At 38.0% G+C, this 16,653-nt stretch carries 15 protein-coding genes; 3 read left to right on the forward strand and 12 right to left on the reverse strand.

All coding sequences use genetic code 11. The features are described 5' to 3' along the window. Nucleotides 1–74: 74 nt before the first annotated feature. Complete coding sequence (gene dnaG, locus KO513_RS00430; RefSeq protein ID WP_215911815.1) at nt 75–2,054, reverse strand: DNA primase; 1,980 nt, start codon at nt 2,052–2,054, stop codon at nt 75–77. A gap of 171 nt (nt 2,055–2,225) precedes the next feature. Between dnaG and KO513_RS00435 the strand changes: the two genes are divergently transcribed. Both KO513_RS00435 and KO513_RS00440 read left to right on the forward strand, forming a co-directional pair. After that, the gene (locus tag KO513_RS00435) at nt 2,226–2,651 is read left to right on the forward strand and encodes a hypothetical protein (protein ID WP_215441225.1); all 426 of its coding nucleotides are present in this window, start codon (nt 2,226–2,228) and stop codon (nt 2,649–2,651) included. Between the two features lie 56 nt (nt 2,652–2,707). After that, entirely contained in the window at nt 2,708–3,316 is a 609-nt protein-coding gene (locus tag KO513_RS00440) for an SIMPL domain-containing protein (protein ID WP_215911816.1), read from the forward strand. A 62-nt stretch (nt 3,317–3,378) separates the two neighbouring features. On the opposite strand, the gene KO513_RS00445 is transcribed toward KO513_RS00440, so the two are convergent. The 9 genes from KO513_RS00445 to rsgA all read right to left on the reverse strand — a co-directional run bounded on the left by KO513_RS00445 (nt 3,379) and on the right by rsgA (nt 14,028). Beyond that, a complete protein-coding gene (locus KO513_RS00445; protein WP_215911817.1) occupies nt 3,379–4,356 on the reverse strand; it encodes a polyprenyl synthetase family protein in 978 nt (325 codons plus the stop codon). Between the two features lie 178 nt (nt 4,357–4,534). Further along, nucleotides 4,535–5,575 carry a 23S rRNA (adenine(2503)-C(2))-methyltransferase RlmN gene (gene rlmN, locus KO513_RS00450; protein ID WP_215911818.1) on the reverse strand — a complete coding sequence of 347 codons (1,041 nt, stop codon included), beginning with the start codon at nt 5,573–5,575 and terminating at the stop codon, nt 4,535–4,537. Nucleotides 5,576–5,660: 85 nt separating this feature from the next. Beyond that, nucleotides 5,661–6,710 carry a tRNA preQ1(34) S-adenosylmethionine ribosyltransferase-isomerase QueA gene (gene queA / locus KO513_RS00455; RefSeq protein WP_215441218.1) on the reverse strand — a complete coding sequence of 350 codons (1,050 nt, stop codon included), beginning with the start codon at nt 6,708–6,710 and terminating at the stop codon, nt 5,661–5,663. A gap of 171 nt (nt 6,711–6,881) precedes the next feature. Then, the gene (locus KO513_RS00460) at nt 6,882–8,111 is read right to left on the reverse strand and encodes a 3-phosphoshikimate 1-carboxyvinyltransferase (protein WP_215911819.1); all 1,230 of its coding nucleotides are present in this window, start codon (nt 8,109–8,111) and stop codon (nt 6,882–6,884) included. Between the two features lie 103 nt (nt 8,112–8,214). Continuing rightward, nucleotides 8,215–8,541, reverse strand: a complete 327-nt coding sequence (locus KO513_RS00465; protein WP_215441214.1) for a nucleotide pyrophosphohydrolase — start codon at nt 8,539–8,541, stop codon at nt 8,215–8,217. Then, nucleotides 8,507–10,567, reverse strand: a complete 2,061-nt coding sequence (locus KO513_RS00470) for a DUF3857 domain-containing protein (RefSeq protein ID WP_215911820.1) — start codon at nt 10,565–10,567, stop codon at nt 8,507–8,509. Before KO513_RS00470 ends, KO513_RS00465 begins: the two co-directional genes overlap by 35 nt. A gap of 29 nt (nt 10,568–10,596) precedes the next feature. After that, a complete protein-coding gene (locus KO513_RS00475; protein WP_215911821.1) occupies nt 10,597–12,507 on the reverse strand; it encodes a DUF3857 domain-containing protein in 1,911 nt (636 codons plus the stop codon). Nucleotides 12,508–12,586: 79 nt separating this feature from the next. Further along, on the reverse strand, nt 12,587–13,039 hold the full coding sequence (gene dtd, locus KO513_RS00480) for a D-aminoacyl-tRNA deacylase (RefSeq protein WP_215911822.1): 453 nt from the start codon (nt 13,037–13,039) through the stop codon (nt 12,587–12,589). A gap of 35 nt (nt 13,040–13,074) precedes the next feature. Continuing rightward, the gene (gene rsgA / locus KO513_RS00485) at nt 13,075–14,028 is read right to left on the reverse strand and encodes a ribosome small subunit-dependent GTPase A (protein ID WP_215441206.1); all 954 of its coding nucleotides are present in this window, start codon (nt 14,026–14,028) and stop codon (nt 13,075–13,077) included. Nucleotides 14,029–14,203: 175 nt separating this feature from the next. On the opposite strand from rsgA, the gene KO513_RS00490 reads away from it, so the two are divergent. Continuing rightward, a complete protein-coding gene (locus KO513_RS00490) occupies nt 14,204–14,647 on the forward strand; it encodes a hypothetical protein (RefSeq protein WP_215441336.1) in 444 nt (147 codons plus the stop codon). A 58-nt stretch (nt 14,648–14,705) separates the two neighbouring features. On the opposite strand, the gene KO513_RS00495 is transcribed toward KO513_RS00490, so the two are convergent. Then, nucleotides 14,706–15,788 carry a bifunctional 3-deoxy-7-phosphoheptulonate synthase/chorismate mutase type II gene (locus tag KO513_RS00495; RefSeq protein ID WP_215441204.1) on the reverse strand — a complete coding sequence of 361 codons (1,083 nt, stop codon included), beginning with the start codon at nt 15,786–15,788 and terminating at the stop codon, nt 14,706–14,708. Further along, nucleotides 15,788–16,648 carry a prephenate dehydrogenase gene (locus KO513_RS00500; protein ID WP_215911823.1) on the reverse strand — a complete coding sequence of 287 codons (861 nt, stop codon included), beginning with the start codon at nt 16,646–16,648 and terminating at the stop codon, nt 15,788–15,790. The genes KO513_RS00495 and KO513_RS00500 overlap by 1 nt, the downstream gene beginning before the upstream one ends. Between the last annotated feature and the right edge of the window lie 5 nt (nt 16,649–16,653).

Genomic DNA, 16,653 nt, shown 5'->3' on the forward strand with positions numbered 1-16,653 from the left:
CGTAACGTGTACAGACCCTGATGATTTCGTTAGGGTTTTTTTATACTCTAAACTCAAGCTTTCACACCTAATTCTTAAGAGAATACCCTATTCAACTTTTTATTGAGCAATTTGTTCAATTGAAGATAATTCATGATTTCTTCAAGCGTTTCCCTGTGATCTTGTTGACTTTCCTTGGTATGGTCTTGCAAGGCTGTCATACGTTTTTTTATTAAAAAACATCGCAAGGTCAGGATAGTTTCACTTACCAATTGCGCCACGCCTACCTTTTTTTCTTTAGGATAAATATCCTTCCTTTCCCAACTGTGCAATGTATACTTTTCCTCTTCCATTAAAATAGAAGACACCTCAGAAACCAATTGTTGCTCTAGTCCGCTTAAAAATGTACTTATCGTAAAATCAGAATCTTGGTTCAAGACCTCAATAAGTTTATAGTAAATCTGCCGGAATTGTTCATTTGCCAATTCAATCTCATCATCCTGTAAATCCAAAAAAATCTTTTCATACACCTTAGCTTCAACCGACTCAGGCTCCAGTATCAGGTCTCCAGATTCATTTTCTTTTAGCACTAAATCCTCAAACTCTTCTTTTTCATTCCCATACAGCAACAACAGTTCAATAATTTTGCGTTCCAGTAAATACTGCACATCTACTTTCTCCTGTGGAGCCTCGTTCTTGACTACATCAAAAGCTTTTTGTTCCGGTTTTTGAGTTTTAGAATCTGCTGAAGCTCCCTTTTTGCCCATTTGTGCCAACGTACTAAAGAGTACGCCCTCGGAAACCTTCATGATACTAGCACATTCTTGAATGTAAATTTCCCGCTTAATGGCGTCCGGTATTTTGGAAATACTCTGAATAATATCCCTGACCGTATCCGCCCGCTTTATAGGATCATTGGCCGCCTCTTGAGCCAAAAGTCCTGCTTTAAATTGTATAAAATCCTGCGATTTTTCTTCTAAATACTGTTGAACATCCTCAAGGGCATTGTTTTTAGAAAAACTGTCCGGGTCTTCTCCTTCAGGAAACGTGCAGACCTTTACGTTCATGCCCTGCTCCAAAATTAAATCAATACCACGTAAAGAAGCCCTAAGGCCCGCTGCATCACCATCAAAAAGTACTGTTATATTTTTTGTGAGCCTGTTGATTAGACGTATTTGCTCTGGAGTAAGTGCCGTTCCACTTGACGATACCACATTATGAATACCACGTTGGTAAAACTGGATAACATCCGTATAGCCTTCAACCAAATAGCAATTGTCCTCTTTGGCAATAGCCTGTTTAGCATGATAAATACCATATAACACTTTGCTCTTATGATAAATATCGCTCTCTGGGGAGTTTAGATATTTTGCCGCCTTTTTATCATTACCTAAAATTCTACCTCCAAAACCTAAGACCCTACCGCTCATGGAATGTATAGGGAACATTACCCTTCCTTTAAAGCGATCAAAAGTTTTTGGGCTGTTGGGGTTTTGCGCATCCTGTTTTACAATGGTAAGTCCCGTTTGCTCCAAGTACTTTAATTTATACCCTTCATCAAATGCGGCTTTTGTAAAACCGTCCCATTGATCCAAACAATAGCCTAGATTGAATTTTTTTATAGTCTCCTCGGTAAATCCCCTTTCCTTAAAATAACTAAGACCAATGGCTTTACCTAATTCTGTATCCCACAACATATGGGAAAAATGCTTTTGCGCAAATTCCGAGACCAGGTACATGCTTTCGCGCTCATTGGCTTCTTGCTTTTGCTCATCCGTACGCTCTGTCTCTTCTACTTCAATGTTGTATTTTTTGGCAAGGTATTTAATGGCCTCTGGATAGGTAAAATGTTCGTGTTCCATTAAAAACGCCACTACATTACCTCCTTTTCCACTGCTAAAATCTTTCCATATCTGTTTTACCGGAGACACCATAAAACTAGGTGTTCGCTCATCTGAAAACGGACTAAGTCCCTTAAAATTAGAGCCCGATTTTTTCAATTGTACAAAGTCTCCTATAACCTCCTCTAAACGGGCAGTTTCGTAAACTTTATCTATTGTTGTTTTTGAAATCAATGTAATTGAAAATTTAATTTGGAAGTGAATCCAACAAAGATAAAAAGAAAAGATTGCCTCCCTGTTTTCAGGGATGGTATTTTCACTACTACAAGTGAAACTCCACAACTCATATAGCCGCAACTTTGTCCTATAGATTTTTAACCCTATTACAAACCTAAAAACAAAATTATGATCTGGGGAATTGCATTAGTATTATTAAGTATTGTAGCCGTACCGTCTTTATTGCTATCAAAAAAACCGAATGCGGGAGAACTTTTAGAAAAAATTGAGCCTTACCAAGGATGGATCGGAATTATATTCTGCTTCTGGGGTGTTTGGGGCCTTATCACGGCCGTTCTTAATTTAGGGTGGTTAAGCACCTCTCCTATTTGGTGGGCTACGTTTTTAGCCGGCAATCTGGTATCTGCCGCTTTAGGCTTTATGTTGGGATCAGGCTTAATAAACAAATTGCTCTTGTCCAACAGCCAGGCCGCACGTGTACGAGCTGAAGAACTACGTGCCAAGATTGCCCCTAAACAAGGAAAATTGGGTATTCTGGGCATAGTTGTTGGCAGCTGGATGATCGTTGCTTCATTTTTATACTCGGTAGTATAAGTTTCCACCTATAAAAATCGTTAATCACTCAATAGAATAAATCTAAAAATAATATCATGAAAAAATTAATAACAGGTATTGCACTACTAGCTTGTACAGTTATGACTTTCGCACAAAACACTTTTCAAAACAATATTAATGTAAATGGCTCACATGAGTACAGTATATCACCTGAATACTCAAGTAAAATGATTGTTAGCCTTAACAACGTATACTATGATGCCCAGACCATGAGTCTTGATGAAGTTAAGACCGGATATATGGAGAAACTCAAAAAGGCCAATATAGATACATCTCAGCTTGTAGAAGCTCCTCTTTATTATGCCCTTCTAGGATATGAGAAGGAAGGTACCGTGTATGAATTTAAAACTAAATCTTTAGAGGAAATGCAGAAGTTCCTTAGTGTGAAAGCTATTGGTGTTACGCGTTCGGACACCAACTTAGAAGCCGAACTTAGTGAAGCTCAAATGGCCGAATATGCCAAATTAGCTTTTGATGACGCTAAGGTCAAAGCCACTGCCATTGCTAAAAAAATTGGGAGGAAAATTGGAAAAGCCATTTACATTAACGACACGAACGTAAAAAAAATAACCGAATCTATGTACTATGGAAATGCTGAGCAGAAAAGAAACTATTACTTATCCGTTTCCTTTGAGTTGTTATAAAATAACTTGTTCTTAAAAACAGTCCTTCGTAAAGCAGTCAAAAAAGGCTCTTTTACGGAGGATTATTTTTTTCGGTCTACCACGTAGTTTACCATTAACTCAAGAGAATCCCTATAGGCAGATTCTGGATATGTGGCCAGTATTTTTAATGCCTCTCCCTTAAAGTAAAGCATTTTTTGAACAGCGTAGTCCAAGCCTCCATTATTCCGAACAAAAGCAATTACCTCTTTTACGCGCTTTTTGTCCTTATTATGGTTTTTTACCGAATTGATAAGCCATTTTTTATCCGCTTTTGAGCAGGTATTTAGCGTATGAATCAGTGGCAAGGTCATTTTTTGTTCTTTAATGTCAATTCCGGTAGGCTTTCCTATTTTATCCTCGCCATAATCAAAAAGGTCATCTTTAATTTGAAAAGCCATGCCACACAGCTCCCCAAACCTTCTAAAAGTCTCCACACTTGGGGATTCCGGCTGAACAGAACATGCTCCTAAACTACAGCAGGCCGCTATTAAAGTTGCCGTTTTTTGCCTGATGATGTTATAATAGACATCTTCTGTAATATCCAGTCTACGTGCCTTTTCAATTTGCAGCAATTCGCCTTCGCTCATCTCACGTACGGCAACGGATATGATTTTCAGAAGGTCAAAATCTTCGTTGTCAATTGACAATAAAAGTCCCTTAGACAATAGATAATCACCAACTAGCACTGCAATCTTATTTTTCCATAGCGCATTTATGGAGAAAAAACCCCTACGCTTGTTACTTTCATCCACCACATCATCATGTACCAATGTAGCGGTATGAATTAACTCTATAACGGAAGCGCCACGGTAGGTGCGTTCGTTTACCTCTCCGTTGTTGAGCATTTTGGCCGTAAGAAATACGAACATAGGTCGCATTTGTTTTCCCTTACGATTTACGATGTAGTAAGTAATACGATTCAGTAACGCCACTTTTGAGGACATTGCCTCACGAAACTTTTCCTCGAAAAGTTCCATTTCGTGATTTACCGGCTCCTTTATCTGCGATACTATTTTCAAAAACCTGTGTTTTGTTCGCTACTTGCTTTAGCGTATAAATTTAGGAAAAAACAAGCGAGTACCCTGTATGCTTCAACCACTATTCGCAAAAAGTATAAAAGATAATTCTTTTAGGGAATTTCAAGGTAGAAAACACCTATCACATAAGACCAATAAAAAAGCAAATATCTTGTGCGCCCTATTGTTTATTGGCCAACTGACCACATGCCGCATCAATATCCTTGCCCCTAGATCTTCTAACCGTAACCACAATGCCATTACGTTCCAAAGTTGCCACATACATTTCTATTGCGCTATTGGCCGCTTGTTGAAACTCACCATCATCTATGGGGTTATACTCTATAAGGTTAACTTTGGAAGGCGCAAATTTACAGAAGTTCACCAAAGCATCTACATCCTTCTGGGTATCGTTAATACTCTGCCAAACCACATACTCATAGGTAATTCTGCTCTTTGTTTTTGCATACCAATATTCCAACGCCTCCCTAAGGTCTTCTAAAGTAAAGGTTGCGTTAAAAGGCATTATTGAAGTACGTATTTCATCTACTGCCGAATGCAGGGAAACGGCAAGTTTAAACTTTACCTTATCATCGGCCATTTTACGTATCATCTTGGGCACACCAGATGTAGAAACCGTAATGCGCTTGGGAGACATACCCAAACCTTCCGGAGATGTAATCTTATCAATAGCTTTTAGCACATTGTTATAGTTCATAAGCGGCTCGCCCATGCCCATAAAAACAATATTGCTCAAAGGTTTATCAAAATACAATCTACTCTCATTATCTATGGCCACTACCTGATCATATATTTCATCAGGATTAAGATTACGCATACGTTTTAAGCGAGAAGTAGCACAGAACCTACAATCCAAGCTACAACCCACCTGACTGGAAACACATGCCGTAGTTCGTGTTTTAGTTGGAATAAGAACCGATTCTACCACTAGGTCATCATGCAAGCGAACGGCATTTTTTATAGTGCCATCACTACTGCGCTGCATTTGATCTACCTTAATATGATTGATCACAAAATTAGCCTCTAGCATATCTCTGGTTTCTTTTGAGATATTGGTCATTCCCTCAAAAGAATGTGCTGCCTTTTGCCATAGCCATTCATACACTTGGTTACCTCTAAAAGCTTTATCTCCATTAGTAACAAAGAAGTCTCGTAACTGCTCCTTGGTAAGTGCCCGTATGTCCTTTTTTTGTGTCTTCACGTTCTAAAAACTAAAAAGCCCTTCTATACTTTCAATAAAATATAAAGAAGGGCTTTAAATTTATGTTTTTACCTTTTGAGTAAAACTAGATTATTAGCATTGCATCACCATACGAATAGAACTTGTACTGCTCTAAAATGGCTTCTTTGTACGCTTTTTTCATTAAATCATGTCCAATAAAGGCAGATACCATCATCAACAACGTAGATTTTGGCAAGTGAAAATTCGTTACCATACAGTTAGCTATACTAAAATCGTACGGAGGGAAGATAAACTTGTTCGTCCATCCATCAAAAGTATTTAAAGTATGCTCGGAAGAAACGGCACTTTCAAGGCCACGCATTACCGTTGTACCAACAGCGCAAATACGTTTTTTGTTCTTCTTGGCATTGTTCACTACCTCAGTAGCCCTTTCATCAATTACCAGCTCTTCACTATCCATTTTGTGTTTGGATAAATCCTCAACCTCAACCGGGTTAAAAGTACCCAAACCTACGTGAAGGGTAACTTCGGCAAAGTCAACACCTTTAATTTCCAATCTCTTCAACAAGTGCTTTGAGAAATGAAGACCTGCAGTTGGCGCAGCTACAGCTCCTTCATGCTTGGCATAGATGGTCTGGTAACGCTCTTCATCTTCCGGTTCTACATCTCTTTTAATGTATTTAGGCAAAGGAGTTTGACCCAAATCACGAAGTTTTCTTCTAAAGTCTATATACGAACCATCGTAAAGAAAACGTAACGTTCTACCTCTTGAAGTAGTGTTATCAATAACTTCCGCTACTAATGTTTCATCTTCTCCAAAGTACAATTTGTTACCAATACGTATTTTACGTGCTGGATCAACCAAAACATCCCAAAGGCGTTGTTCTTCGTTCAGCTCACGTAATAAGAATACTTCAATTCTTGCGCCAGTTTTTTCCTTGTTACCGTATAAACGGGCAGGAAAAACTTTGGTGTTGTTCAAAACCATTACATCGCCTTCATCAAAATAATTGATAAGGTCTTTGAACATTTTATGTTCTATTTTTCCGGTTTCACGGTGAATGACCATTAATTTAGACTCATCCCTATTTTCAGCAGGATACTCGGCCAATAGATTATCTGGTAATTCAAAATTGAAGTGCGATAGTTTCATCTATGAAATTTTGTTAAAAGTTTTGCGGTTGCAAATATACGATGTGCAGATAGGGGTTGTCAAGTAAAACGCTGATTATATTGGTTCTTACCCATTTATCATCAGCCTTTAACATGGAAATTTACAGCACAAACAGCAAAATAAACTCGTAAAATATTGATTAACAGTCTTCTAAATACCTTTAGACACAAAACCCAATTTCTCAAGGTCATTCCAAAAATCAGGGTAGGATTTAGAAACTACACCAGCATCGTTTATGTACAAAGGTACTTTTAGTGCTAAAGGGGCAAATGCCATGGCCATTCTGTGATCATTATAGGTATCAATTGCAACCTCTGTATTGAATGCTTCGGACAAACCTAGAGTTAATTCTTTATCGGTAACCGCTATGTTCGCCCCCAATTTAGAAAGCTCCGTATGCAATGCTTCCAAACGATCGGTTTCTTTGATTTTAAGGGTATGTAGTCCTGTTAGATGACATTCCATTTTCAGACCAAAACAAGTAACGGCAATGGTCTGTGCTATATCCGGAGCATTGCTCAAATCAAATTGAGCTTTCTTCTCAGCAGGATTTTCAACCTTACGTAGCACTACATTGTTTCCTTCAAAATGGGTTTCCACACCAAACTCAGTATACAATTCTTGAAGTACACTATCTCCCTGCAAGCTATTATTCTTATATGCCGATAAGGTAATTTCGCTTCCCACATCAGAAAGGGCAACAATACTGTAGTAGTAGGATGCAGAACTCCAGTCCGACTCCACTACCAAGTTTACATTCTCTACATTGGTCTTTGCTGCAACTTTTATGGTATTGCCTTCAAAAGAATTTTCTACCCCAATCTGTGACAACAGGGCCAAAGTCATTTTTATATAAGGGACCGAAGTTATCTTTCCTACCAGTTCCAATTCCAAACCATTTTTTAGGCTTGGAGCTATCAATAACAAAGAAGAAATGTATTGACTACTAATATTTGCAGGAAGGCTCACTTTGCTTTCAACTAGTTTTTTCCCTTTTATTTGTATTGGCGGATATCCTTCGTTTTTCACATATTTTATTTCCGCACCTAAACTCTGGAGCGCCTCCACCAAAACCTTTACCGGCCTTTCGGTCATACGCTGTGATCCCGTTAGGGTTACTTCTTTTCCTTCTTGAGAAGCAAAATACCCCGTTAAAAAGCGCATTGCCGTACCGGCATGGTGAATATCCACTACTCCATTCTCAATTTTAAGCCCTTTTTGCATCACCTCCGCATCATCTGAATTGGAAAGGTTTTCAATACTAAGGTTCGGGTATAAAGCCTGTAGCAATAATGACCGATTAGACTCACTCTTTGAGCCCGTAATCTGGATGCTATTTTTTAATAAGGTATTGGACGGCGCGGATAGGTGTAGTTTCAAAAGTAATTCTCTTTATAAGGTTCTTAAACGGAACAGGTTTGTTTTTAACCCATTCCGCAGCCCCACCAGTTATGGAGCACAATTTAAGTTGCCAAAGATAATACTATTTGAGCTTTTCATTGTTGTGATGACGGTCATGATCTCGTTTTGTTTTTAAATCGAGTTTTTTGTCAAAAGCCGTCTGTAAATCTACACCGGTCTGGTTAGCCAAACAAAGGGTTACAAAAAGCACATCTGCCAGCTCTTCTCCCAGGTCTTTGTTCTTATCGGATTCTTTTTCACTTTGCTCACCGTACCTGCGGGCTATAATACGCGCTACTTCACCAACCTCTTCCGTAAGCTGTGCCATGTTAGTAAGCTCATTAAAATAACGCACCCCGTGCTCCTTAATCCATTTATCTACCCTTTCCTGTGCTTTCTGTAGTTCCATTGGAAGTAATTTTTGATAAAACTACTTTTTCTGTTTGTTTTTCAACTAAGTTTTTGAAGAATTCTTTTAAATAGGAATAGTGTTCCGCCCCTATTATCGGTTGGTTCAATTTTAAGTCGGCCACAAGCTGCAATTTCTGCCCGCTACCCATAATCTTGTACTGAAATGTACCTATACCATCAATGAGGCCAATGGCCATATCTTCAGGCTTGGAGATAACTTCATAATTCTCCGGAATAGAAATGCTCACCAAATATTTACTTCGCTTAGGAAATGTAAAATCTACGGGATATTTTCTCTCATCCAGTTTAAAAGGGTTCTCGGCCTCTACCAGATGAAACAAAGGTGAAAAATAAATTTTATCGCCAATTACATCTGCCTGCCTGTCCAGAACAAACTCATAGCTCTCTTGAACAGGCTTGTTTATATTCATTTTATTCTTGATTTCATAGTTTGAAATCTCCATACCACTGTTACGGTTCTCCAACTTTTCCAAATAATCTTCTTCATTACTATTTGCATATTTATTTCTGAACAAATAAGCATTGTAATAACGATTGGTCTGTCTTAATTTTCCACTAAGGCTTCCATTATCGTTGAGCTTAACGCTCATTTGTATATTATCTTCAGAAAGTTGTTTAGGAAAAAGATTTATGGAAACCGAAGACCCGTCTTTTTCTATTTTCTTACCAAACCAATTTAATGTCCTTGTTGGTAAAAGGTTTGGCCTAGTGTATTTGTTAGTAGCATCTAGCAACACCATTTCACCATCTATCTCTACCGAAGCAATTACATAATTAAAACCTTCCCTAGTTGGAAACATTGGCACACCATGACTCCTGGTACTTACTAACACTGGACTAGCATCTAGACCTGCCTCCTGAAGCATAGCCGTAAGTATAAGGTTGATATCCCCAACATTGCCCGTTCTCTCTTTATAAGCCGTTTTTACACCTTTGTCTACATGATAACCGTATATATTGTTCCAATTCATGTGGCTTTGAACATGAAAAAATATACCGGCCAATAACTCAATCGGAGAGGAAGCTTTACTTTTTATAGCTTCAAGGTCGTCTTTAAAATACCTGTTGGCTTTTAATTGCACTCCAAACCCTTCGCTCTCGTATATTTTTTTGATTACAGCTTCCCATGTAGTTGCATAATTTTCCATCATCTGATGTGGAAACTGAATATACTGCAATTCATAATCTACAGAACTTCTGTAATTGTCCATATCGTTTACGAACGGCTCTTCTTTTAAGGCTGGCACATTGGTCATAATGTAGTCTGTAGTATTAATCTTAAAATCAATATTTTGATTTGAATATTTTGTAGATGTCACATCAAACCCACCACCAGTAGTTCTATTTTTACTTGTTAAATTTATATTTCCTGATTTTGCCGTGTACTTGGGTGTTACGGCCAAATACCCTTTCATACTTGTCTTAAAATTGAAATACTCCGGAGTAGCAATGGTTATTTCTTGTTTTTTTATGGGAATATCATATTGCAATACTATTTCGTCTATAGAATAGTAAAAGGGGGAAATGATTTTATACTGAAATTCTATAACAGAACCTTCCTTTATATTCGGAAGAGTAAATTTTTCTTCATTCCTATACTTGTTCAATTCAGTAGTAAATACAGCAGATTTTTCCATTTTACTCTTTTCAATCTTACCGTTCACTAAACTGTAAGTGCATGCCTTTAGCCCAGAAATAGACTCCACATTACTATCACTCTTATACAACATTTGTGAAATAGTAGCATAGTCAAATCCCGCTTTATTATATATTTTTATACGTTCAAAAACATCGGTAATAATAGTAAAACCAGCTCCCTGAGCATAATTGAACCTAACATTCTTACTTCTATATAAAACCGTAGCTGCTGCTGAGGAATCACTGGGGTTAAAGGTTTCTCTTAATTCTGCCTCGGAAACTTTTCCGAATTTATAACTCTGGGCATTTGCCGTAAATACTATGGTCAAAAGAACCATTAGCAAGGTTGTTCTAATTTGCATCATGTTATTGGTTTTATGTAAAAAGTGGCTGTTTATTTCTTTAGAAGTACAATCTGCGCATTGTCCGTGCTGGCAACTTCTTTTCTAAAGTCGCGATACGCATTATATTTTTCTTTGGGATAAAATCCTTTTTTCAGGAAAAAACTTCGTTTGTAACTCACGGTATTCTCCGCTTCGTTATAATCAAAATCTACAGTGTATACGCCAAATTCATTTTCGATTTTCTTAGCACTAGGCAGCGCCTCTACCACGTATCCTTCAGGAAGCGTGATAACCGAATTATCCTCATCTAGGTACCCACGTTGAATTTCAAATGGCAGCTTTCTATTGCGGTAACGGTCCGGGACAACATTACGGTTATTAAAGGCATTGGCCGTAAACAAAATTCTATTTCCACTTAAAGAAGCATAGTTAGATGCGCTCAAAGAAACATTTTCATTAAAGACAACTTCTTTTTTATTATTATCAAAGTTATAGTTGGCAACGGTTAGGTTGTTTATGGAACTCCATCTGCTTTTAATCTTTTTTACAATTTCTTCTTCGGTTTCTTCCTCTAACCTAAAATGACTATTGTATCTACTTCCTTTGGTCATGAGCTTCGTTTCTCCAACAATGCTGCCATTAGGTTTTAGCTCATATGATGATGTAATAGATTGATAATTGTTCTCATTAAGGTAGGCTGTTGTAGTAACAATTTCACCACCTTCTGGTTTTACGATCATTACTTTTCTATCGTCCGTAAAACTGCCAACATAACCAAATGGAAGAATCTGGGATGTGCAGTCTACCCAATAGTACCTATCATTATACGGTATGGCAAGAATGACATGATTGCCCTGCGCCAAATCAGCAAAATCATCTTCAAAATCTACCTTATCACCTCCAGCTTGGACCACTGCATAATAAGAGGTAACCCCTACTTCTTTTAACAATGCTTTGGTATAGTTTGAAAGCCCCTTGCAATCTCCATACTTTACGCGGTCTACCTCAACAGCCGCTATAGGCTGAAGCCCCCCTATTCCTATTTGCACACTAATGTATCTGGTATTGTCCTGAACGTATTTATAGATGATTTTCGCCTTTTTCAAATCATCTTGAACGCCATCCACCAATGACTTGGCCTTTGCAACAGTTTGCGGACTTAATTCATCTCTGCCGGACAACAATTTTTCATCTACCCAAGTACCTAAATCTTTCCAGCTATCTACAGAAGCATCAAATCCTTTATAATGAAAATTCTTTATCCGGGTCATTAACCTGGGACAGATTTTCTTAAAAGAGGGACTCATGCTTTCCCGTTTTATAGCTTTAATACTATTTGCAGTATAGGTAATTGAGTTGTTTGTTTCCTCTATATCAAAATCAATATTTACTAAGTTTTTCTCTATGATAGTTGGCTTCAAATTCGCATTTGCATAGGTTATGCTATAGCGACTTTTTTCTACACTTACCAAAAAGCCATTCAAGAAAAACCATGATGGAATCGTGCCCGTATCCGGTGTCTCGTATTCACTTTCAAAAACAAGGGTATACGGGTAATTAACAGGGGTATAATCATAATATAAATGGCGATAATCATTATATAAAGAAAACCCGTCAGCAGCGTTAACATCCTTAAAATCCTTCTTTTTGATTTTTTCTATCTCATTGCCCATGGCGTCATAGACACGAACCTGAATATCCTTTATTTTTTTATCACTGTCATACCCCATACCGGTTCTTGCATGGCGGTCTCCAAGACGATTTAACACAGTAATTACCTGCTTAGTTTTAACCGTCATCTTTTGCTGCGAAAGAAGCTCAATCTCAACTTGATCTAAACGGACTACTGCATTTGCGTTCTCCGTAAGTTCTTTTTTTAATAAAAGGGCATTGTAATTTAATTCTTGAGCTGTAGAAATAATGCCCGTAAAAAATAAAAATGTTATTAGAGAAAGTCGCATTGCCTGTGATTGTCGTGAGAATTCAGAACAAAACACATCTTTTTCTTACAAATTGAAGAAAAAATTCGATAAAGAGAACCTATTCCTTGCTCTTCGTATCTATAGCAATAGTAACCGGGCCATCGTTTAGCAAATCCACTTTCATATCGGCACCAAAAATACCGGTACCAACCTTTTTACCTAGATCCAGTTCAATTTGCGCAATGAACTTCTCATAAAGAGGAATGGCCACATCCGGTTTTGAAGCTTTTATATATGACGGCCTATTACCCTTTTTTGTAGCGGCATGCAAGGTAAACTGGCTGACAACAATAGCATCGCCGTTTACTTCCTTTAGCGATTTGTTCATAACACCATTGGCATCATTAAAAATTCTAAGGTTGACAATTTTTCGGGACAGCCATTCAATATCCACTTGTCCGTCGGCATCTTCAATGCCCAACAAGATTAAAAATCCATTCTGTATTTCTGAAATTTTTTTTCCCTCTACCGTTACACTGGCCCTGAAAACTCTCTGAATAATAGCTCGCATTGCTCTTAATATAATATTTGATATTCCTAAAGACGCTATTTTTTTACGTCATGGATATCTACTCTGTAATTCTCTTCTTCTCCCGTTACCATTTGCACATAGCTACGATAACGGCTCCATGCTACCTCTTCTGCCTCTAGCGCCTCTTTTACGGCACATTTGGGTTCGTCTAGATGAAGACAATTGTTGAATTTACACTCCCCTTTCAATTCAAAGAATTCAGGAAAATAATCCCCAATTTCCTCTTTTTCCATATCTACAATCCCAAAGCCCTTAATGCCCGGAGTATCTATGATGCGAGCACCAAAATCCAAATCAAACATTTCCGCAAAAGTAGTGGTATGTTGGCCCTGAAGATGCTGACCCGAGATTTCCGTAGTTTTTAAATCCAGCTTTGGCTCCAATGCATTTACCAAGGTTGACTTACCTGCACCGGAATGACCTGCGAACATGCTGGTCTTACCCACCATCATTTCTTTTACCTTATCCACATTTTTACCGGACTTTGCCGAAATTCCAATACACGTATACCCTACATTCCTATAAAGTTCAGCCAGGTATTTAATCTCTGCCAATTCTTCAATAGAATAACTATCTACCTTATTAAAAAGTAATATAGCGGGAATATCATAGGCTTCTGCTGTTGCCAGAAAACGATCAATAAAAATGGTATAGGTAGTAGGATTGTTTAAGGTGACCAATAAGAAAACCTGATCTAAATTGGCCGCTATAATATGGGTTTGTTTTGAAAGGTTTACAGATTTCCGAATAATGTAGTTCTTACGATCTTCAATACCGTGAATGGTACCTACGGTATCATCCCCTAGCTTTTCTATTTTGAACGCTACTTGGTCCCCAACAGCAATAGGGTTCGTACTTTTTATACCCTGAATTCTAAATTTACCTTTAATACGGCATTCGTAAAACTCACCCTCTGGTGTCTTTACGGTATACCAACTTCCGGTAGATTTATATACAGTTCCCTTCATTATTATCAATTTCATTACAAAGAAACAACTTTACTTCATACTATCCGTGTAAAACAGGCTGTCTTAAAGGATATTGTCGCAAAAAATTACTTGACCCATTCCTAATTTACTTCTCCTTAATGCAACCTTTTACGAGTTCCGGTTGTCCTTATTAGCATAACTTAAAATTTATATGATGAAAAAAATTGCAGTAATAGCCCTTGTTTTGATTGCCACAACTTTTAACGTAAACGCGCAGGAGATAAAAATAATTACCAGTGTTGAATCCATTGTTCCTAGTGGATTGGGCAGGTCCAGAATTATTGATGCGCAAGAGGATAAAGATTTTGAGGAATTTACTTCTGAGCAGACCGAAGAAGACAATACCCGTAACAAATCTAAAAGAGGTAATATTAGAGTAAAGAATTTTGAAGAAACCAAGCTCCTTAACTTTTATAATATTGCCGGTATCCGTTTTCAAAATATAGCTGCCAACGATGCCGTTATCTCATCAAAACTTACGGATATGCTAAAAGAAGGCTGGGAACTTATTTTCGTGACCAGTGGTGTAGAGGCTGATGCCGGTGATAGCGATTCTCAAGGAATTTTCATTACACGATATGTTTTCAAAAGAGATTAAAAACAAAAAACGGCTTGTTTTTCAACAAGCCGTTTTTTTACATGCAATATAATCTGCACTATCCGTTTACAATCTTCTCTTGATGATTGATAGACTCTTGGTGAATAGCCTTGAACATTTTAAGAACGAATTCTTCGCTTAAACCACGAGCTTCACCCTCTAAGATCATAGCTCCTAAGATTTGGTTCCAACGGTTAGACTGTAATACCGCTACGTTCTTCTCTTTCTTAAGTTCTCCAATGCCATCAGAAACCTTCATACGCTTGCCCATAGTATCTATCAACTGATTGTCAAGAATATCTATCTGCGCTCTTAAGTTGCTTAATTTAGCATTGTACTCCGCTTCACTATCCGATTCTTTTCTGATTTTCAAATCTTTCATGATCTGCACCAATTTAGCTGGCGTTACTTGCTGTGCAGCATCACTCCAAGCATTGTCCGGATCAAAATGTGTTTCGATCATTAAACCATCAAAATTTAGATCAAGTGCCGTTTGAGATACATCAAAAATCATATCTCGCTTACCTGTAATGTGAGATGGATCGCTGATCAATGGCAAATCTGGAAACTTGTTCTGGAACTCAATAGCCAATTGCCACTCAGGAATGTTTCTATATTTTGTTTTTTCATAGGTAGAGAAACCTCTATGGATAGCTCCCAATTTTCTGATTCCAGCGGTATGCAAACGCTCAATACCACCTAACCACAAGGCCAAATCCGGGTTTACCGGGTTTTTAACCAATACAATCTTATCCGTACCTTCCAAGGCATCTGCCAATTCTTGCATGATAAAAGGGCTAACCGTTGAACGTGCTCCGATCCACAATAGATCTACATCATGTTCAAGTGCCAATTCTACGTGTGCACGATTGGCTACCTCTGTAGCAGTTTTCAATCCTGTTTCCGCCTTAACTTTTTGTAACCACTTTAAACCAAGTGCGCCAACACCTTCAAAGTTTCCTGGTCGTGTTCTTGGTTTCCAGATACCCGCGCGGTAGTAATTTACATCGGTATCTTTTAACTCGTGAGCAATACGCAACACTTGTTCTTCGGTTTCAGCACTACATGGCCCTGCTATTACTAGTGGATGGTCTAAACCCATATCATCCAACCATGTTCTCATTTCTTTTGAATTCTCCATTACTTCTTGTTTAGTGGTATTCCGTTTAAAATTTCCTTTATTTTATTAGTGTCGTTCATTTCGTTAAAAATTCCCGTGTAATCTCCTTTTTCCAGAAGTTGTTTAAACTCCTGAAGGTTCTGTATATATTCGGTCAAAGTTTCGACCACATTCTCTTTGTTCTGTTCAAAAATGGGCGTCCACATGGCCGGAGAACTCTTTGCCAGCCTTACGGTACTTTCAAAACCACTCCCCGCCATGTCAAAAATATCACGTTCATTTTTCTCTTTATCGATTACCGTCTTTCCCAACATAAAAGCGCTGATATGTGACAAATGCGACACGTAAGCAATGTGTTTGTCATGCGCCTCTGGATTCATATACCGAATCCGCATTCCTATTTGTTGAAAAAGTTCTAAAGCCCTTTCCTGAAGCTTAAATGCCGTTTTTTCAACTTCACAGATAATGTTGGTCTTTCCTGCATACAAATTTTCTATTGCTGCAGACGGGCCCGAAAACTCAGTACCTGCAATGGGGTGTGCCGCCAAATAGTTTCTTCGCTTTGGATGCGCATCCAATGTTTTACAAATTAAACTTTTGGTTGATCCGCCATCAAAAACCACACAATCATCATTAACTGCATCCAATATCTTTGGAAGCTCCGTAACCATTACTCCTACCGGAATAGTCACAATCACCATATCCGCAATTGCCAAGTCTGTATAACTAGAAGCTACATCTATAAAGCCCAAACTTAAGGCCTCGCTCAAGTGCGATTCGTTGGTATCTATTCCGTAAATTTTACATTCTGGACGTAGACGTTTAATATCCTTTGCAAAGGAACCTCCTATTAACCCAACACCTACTATAAAAACATTCATTTTAT

Origin of the sequence: Zobellia sp. B3R18, assembly GCF_018860715.1 — a bacterium.
Taxonomy (GTDB): Bacteria; Bacteroidota; Bacteroidia; order Flavobacteriales; family Flavobacteriaceae; genus Zobellia; species Zobellia russellii.

What these genes read in the sequence shown, in the direction of transcription:
- KO513_RS00435 (WP_215441225.1), top strand. Translation starts at nt 2,226, where the DNA reads ATGATCTGGGGAATTGCATTAGTATTATTAAGTATTGTAGCCGTACCG.
- KO513_RS00440 (WP_215911816.1), top strand. Translation starts at nt 2,708, where the DNA reads ATGAAAAAATTAATAACAGGTATTGCACTACTAGCTTGTACAGTTATG.
- queA (WP_215441218.1), bottom strand. Translation starts at nt 6,710, where the DNA reads ATGAAACTATCGCACTTCAATTTTGAATTACCAGATAATCTATTGGCC.
- KO513_RS00465 (WP_215441214.1), bottom strand. Translation starts at nt 8,541, where the DNA reads ATGGAACTACAGAAAGCACAGGAAAGGGTAGATAAATGGATTAAGGAG.
- KO513_RS00470 (WP_215911820.1), bottom strand. Translation starts at nt 10,567, where the DNA reads ATGATGCAAATTAGAACAACCTTGCTAATGGTTCTTTTGACCATAGTA.
- KO513_RS00475 (WP_215911821.1), bottom strand. Translation starts at nt 12,507, where the DNA reads ATGCGACTTTCTCTAATAACATTTTTATTTTTTACGGGCATTATTTCT.
- dtd (WP_215911822.1), bottom strand. Translation starts at nt 13,039, where the DNA reads ATGCGAGCTATTATTCAGAGAGTTTTCAGGGCCAGTGTAACGGTAGAG.
- rsgA (WP_215441206.1), bottom strand. Translation starts at nt 14,028, where the DNA reads ATGAAGGGAACTGTATATAAATCTACCGGAAGTTGGTATACCGTAAAG.
- KO513_RS00490 (WP_215441336.1), top strand. Translation starts at nt 14,204, where the DNA reads ATGAAAAAAATTGCAGTAATAGCCCTTGTTTTGATTGCCACAACTTTT.
- KO513_RS00495 (WP_215441204.1), bottom strand. Translation starts at nt 15,788, where the DNA reads ATGGAGAATTCAAAAGAAATGAGAACATGGTTGGATGATATGGGTTTA.
- KO513_RS00500 (WP_215911823.1), bottom strand. Translation starts at nt 16,648, where the DNA reads ATGAATGTTTTTATAGTAGGTGTTGGGTTAATAGGAGGTTCCTTTGCA.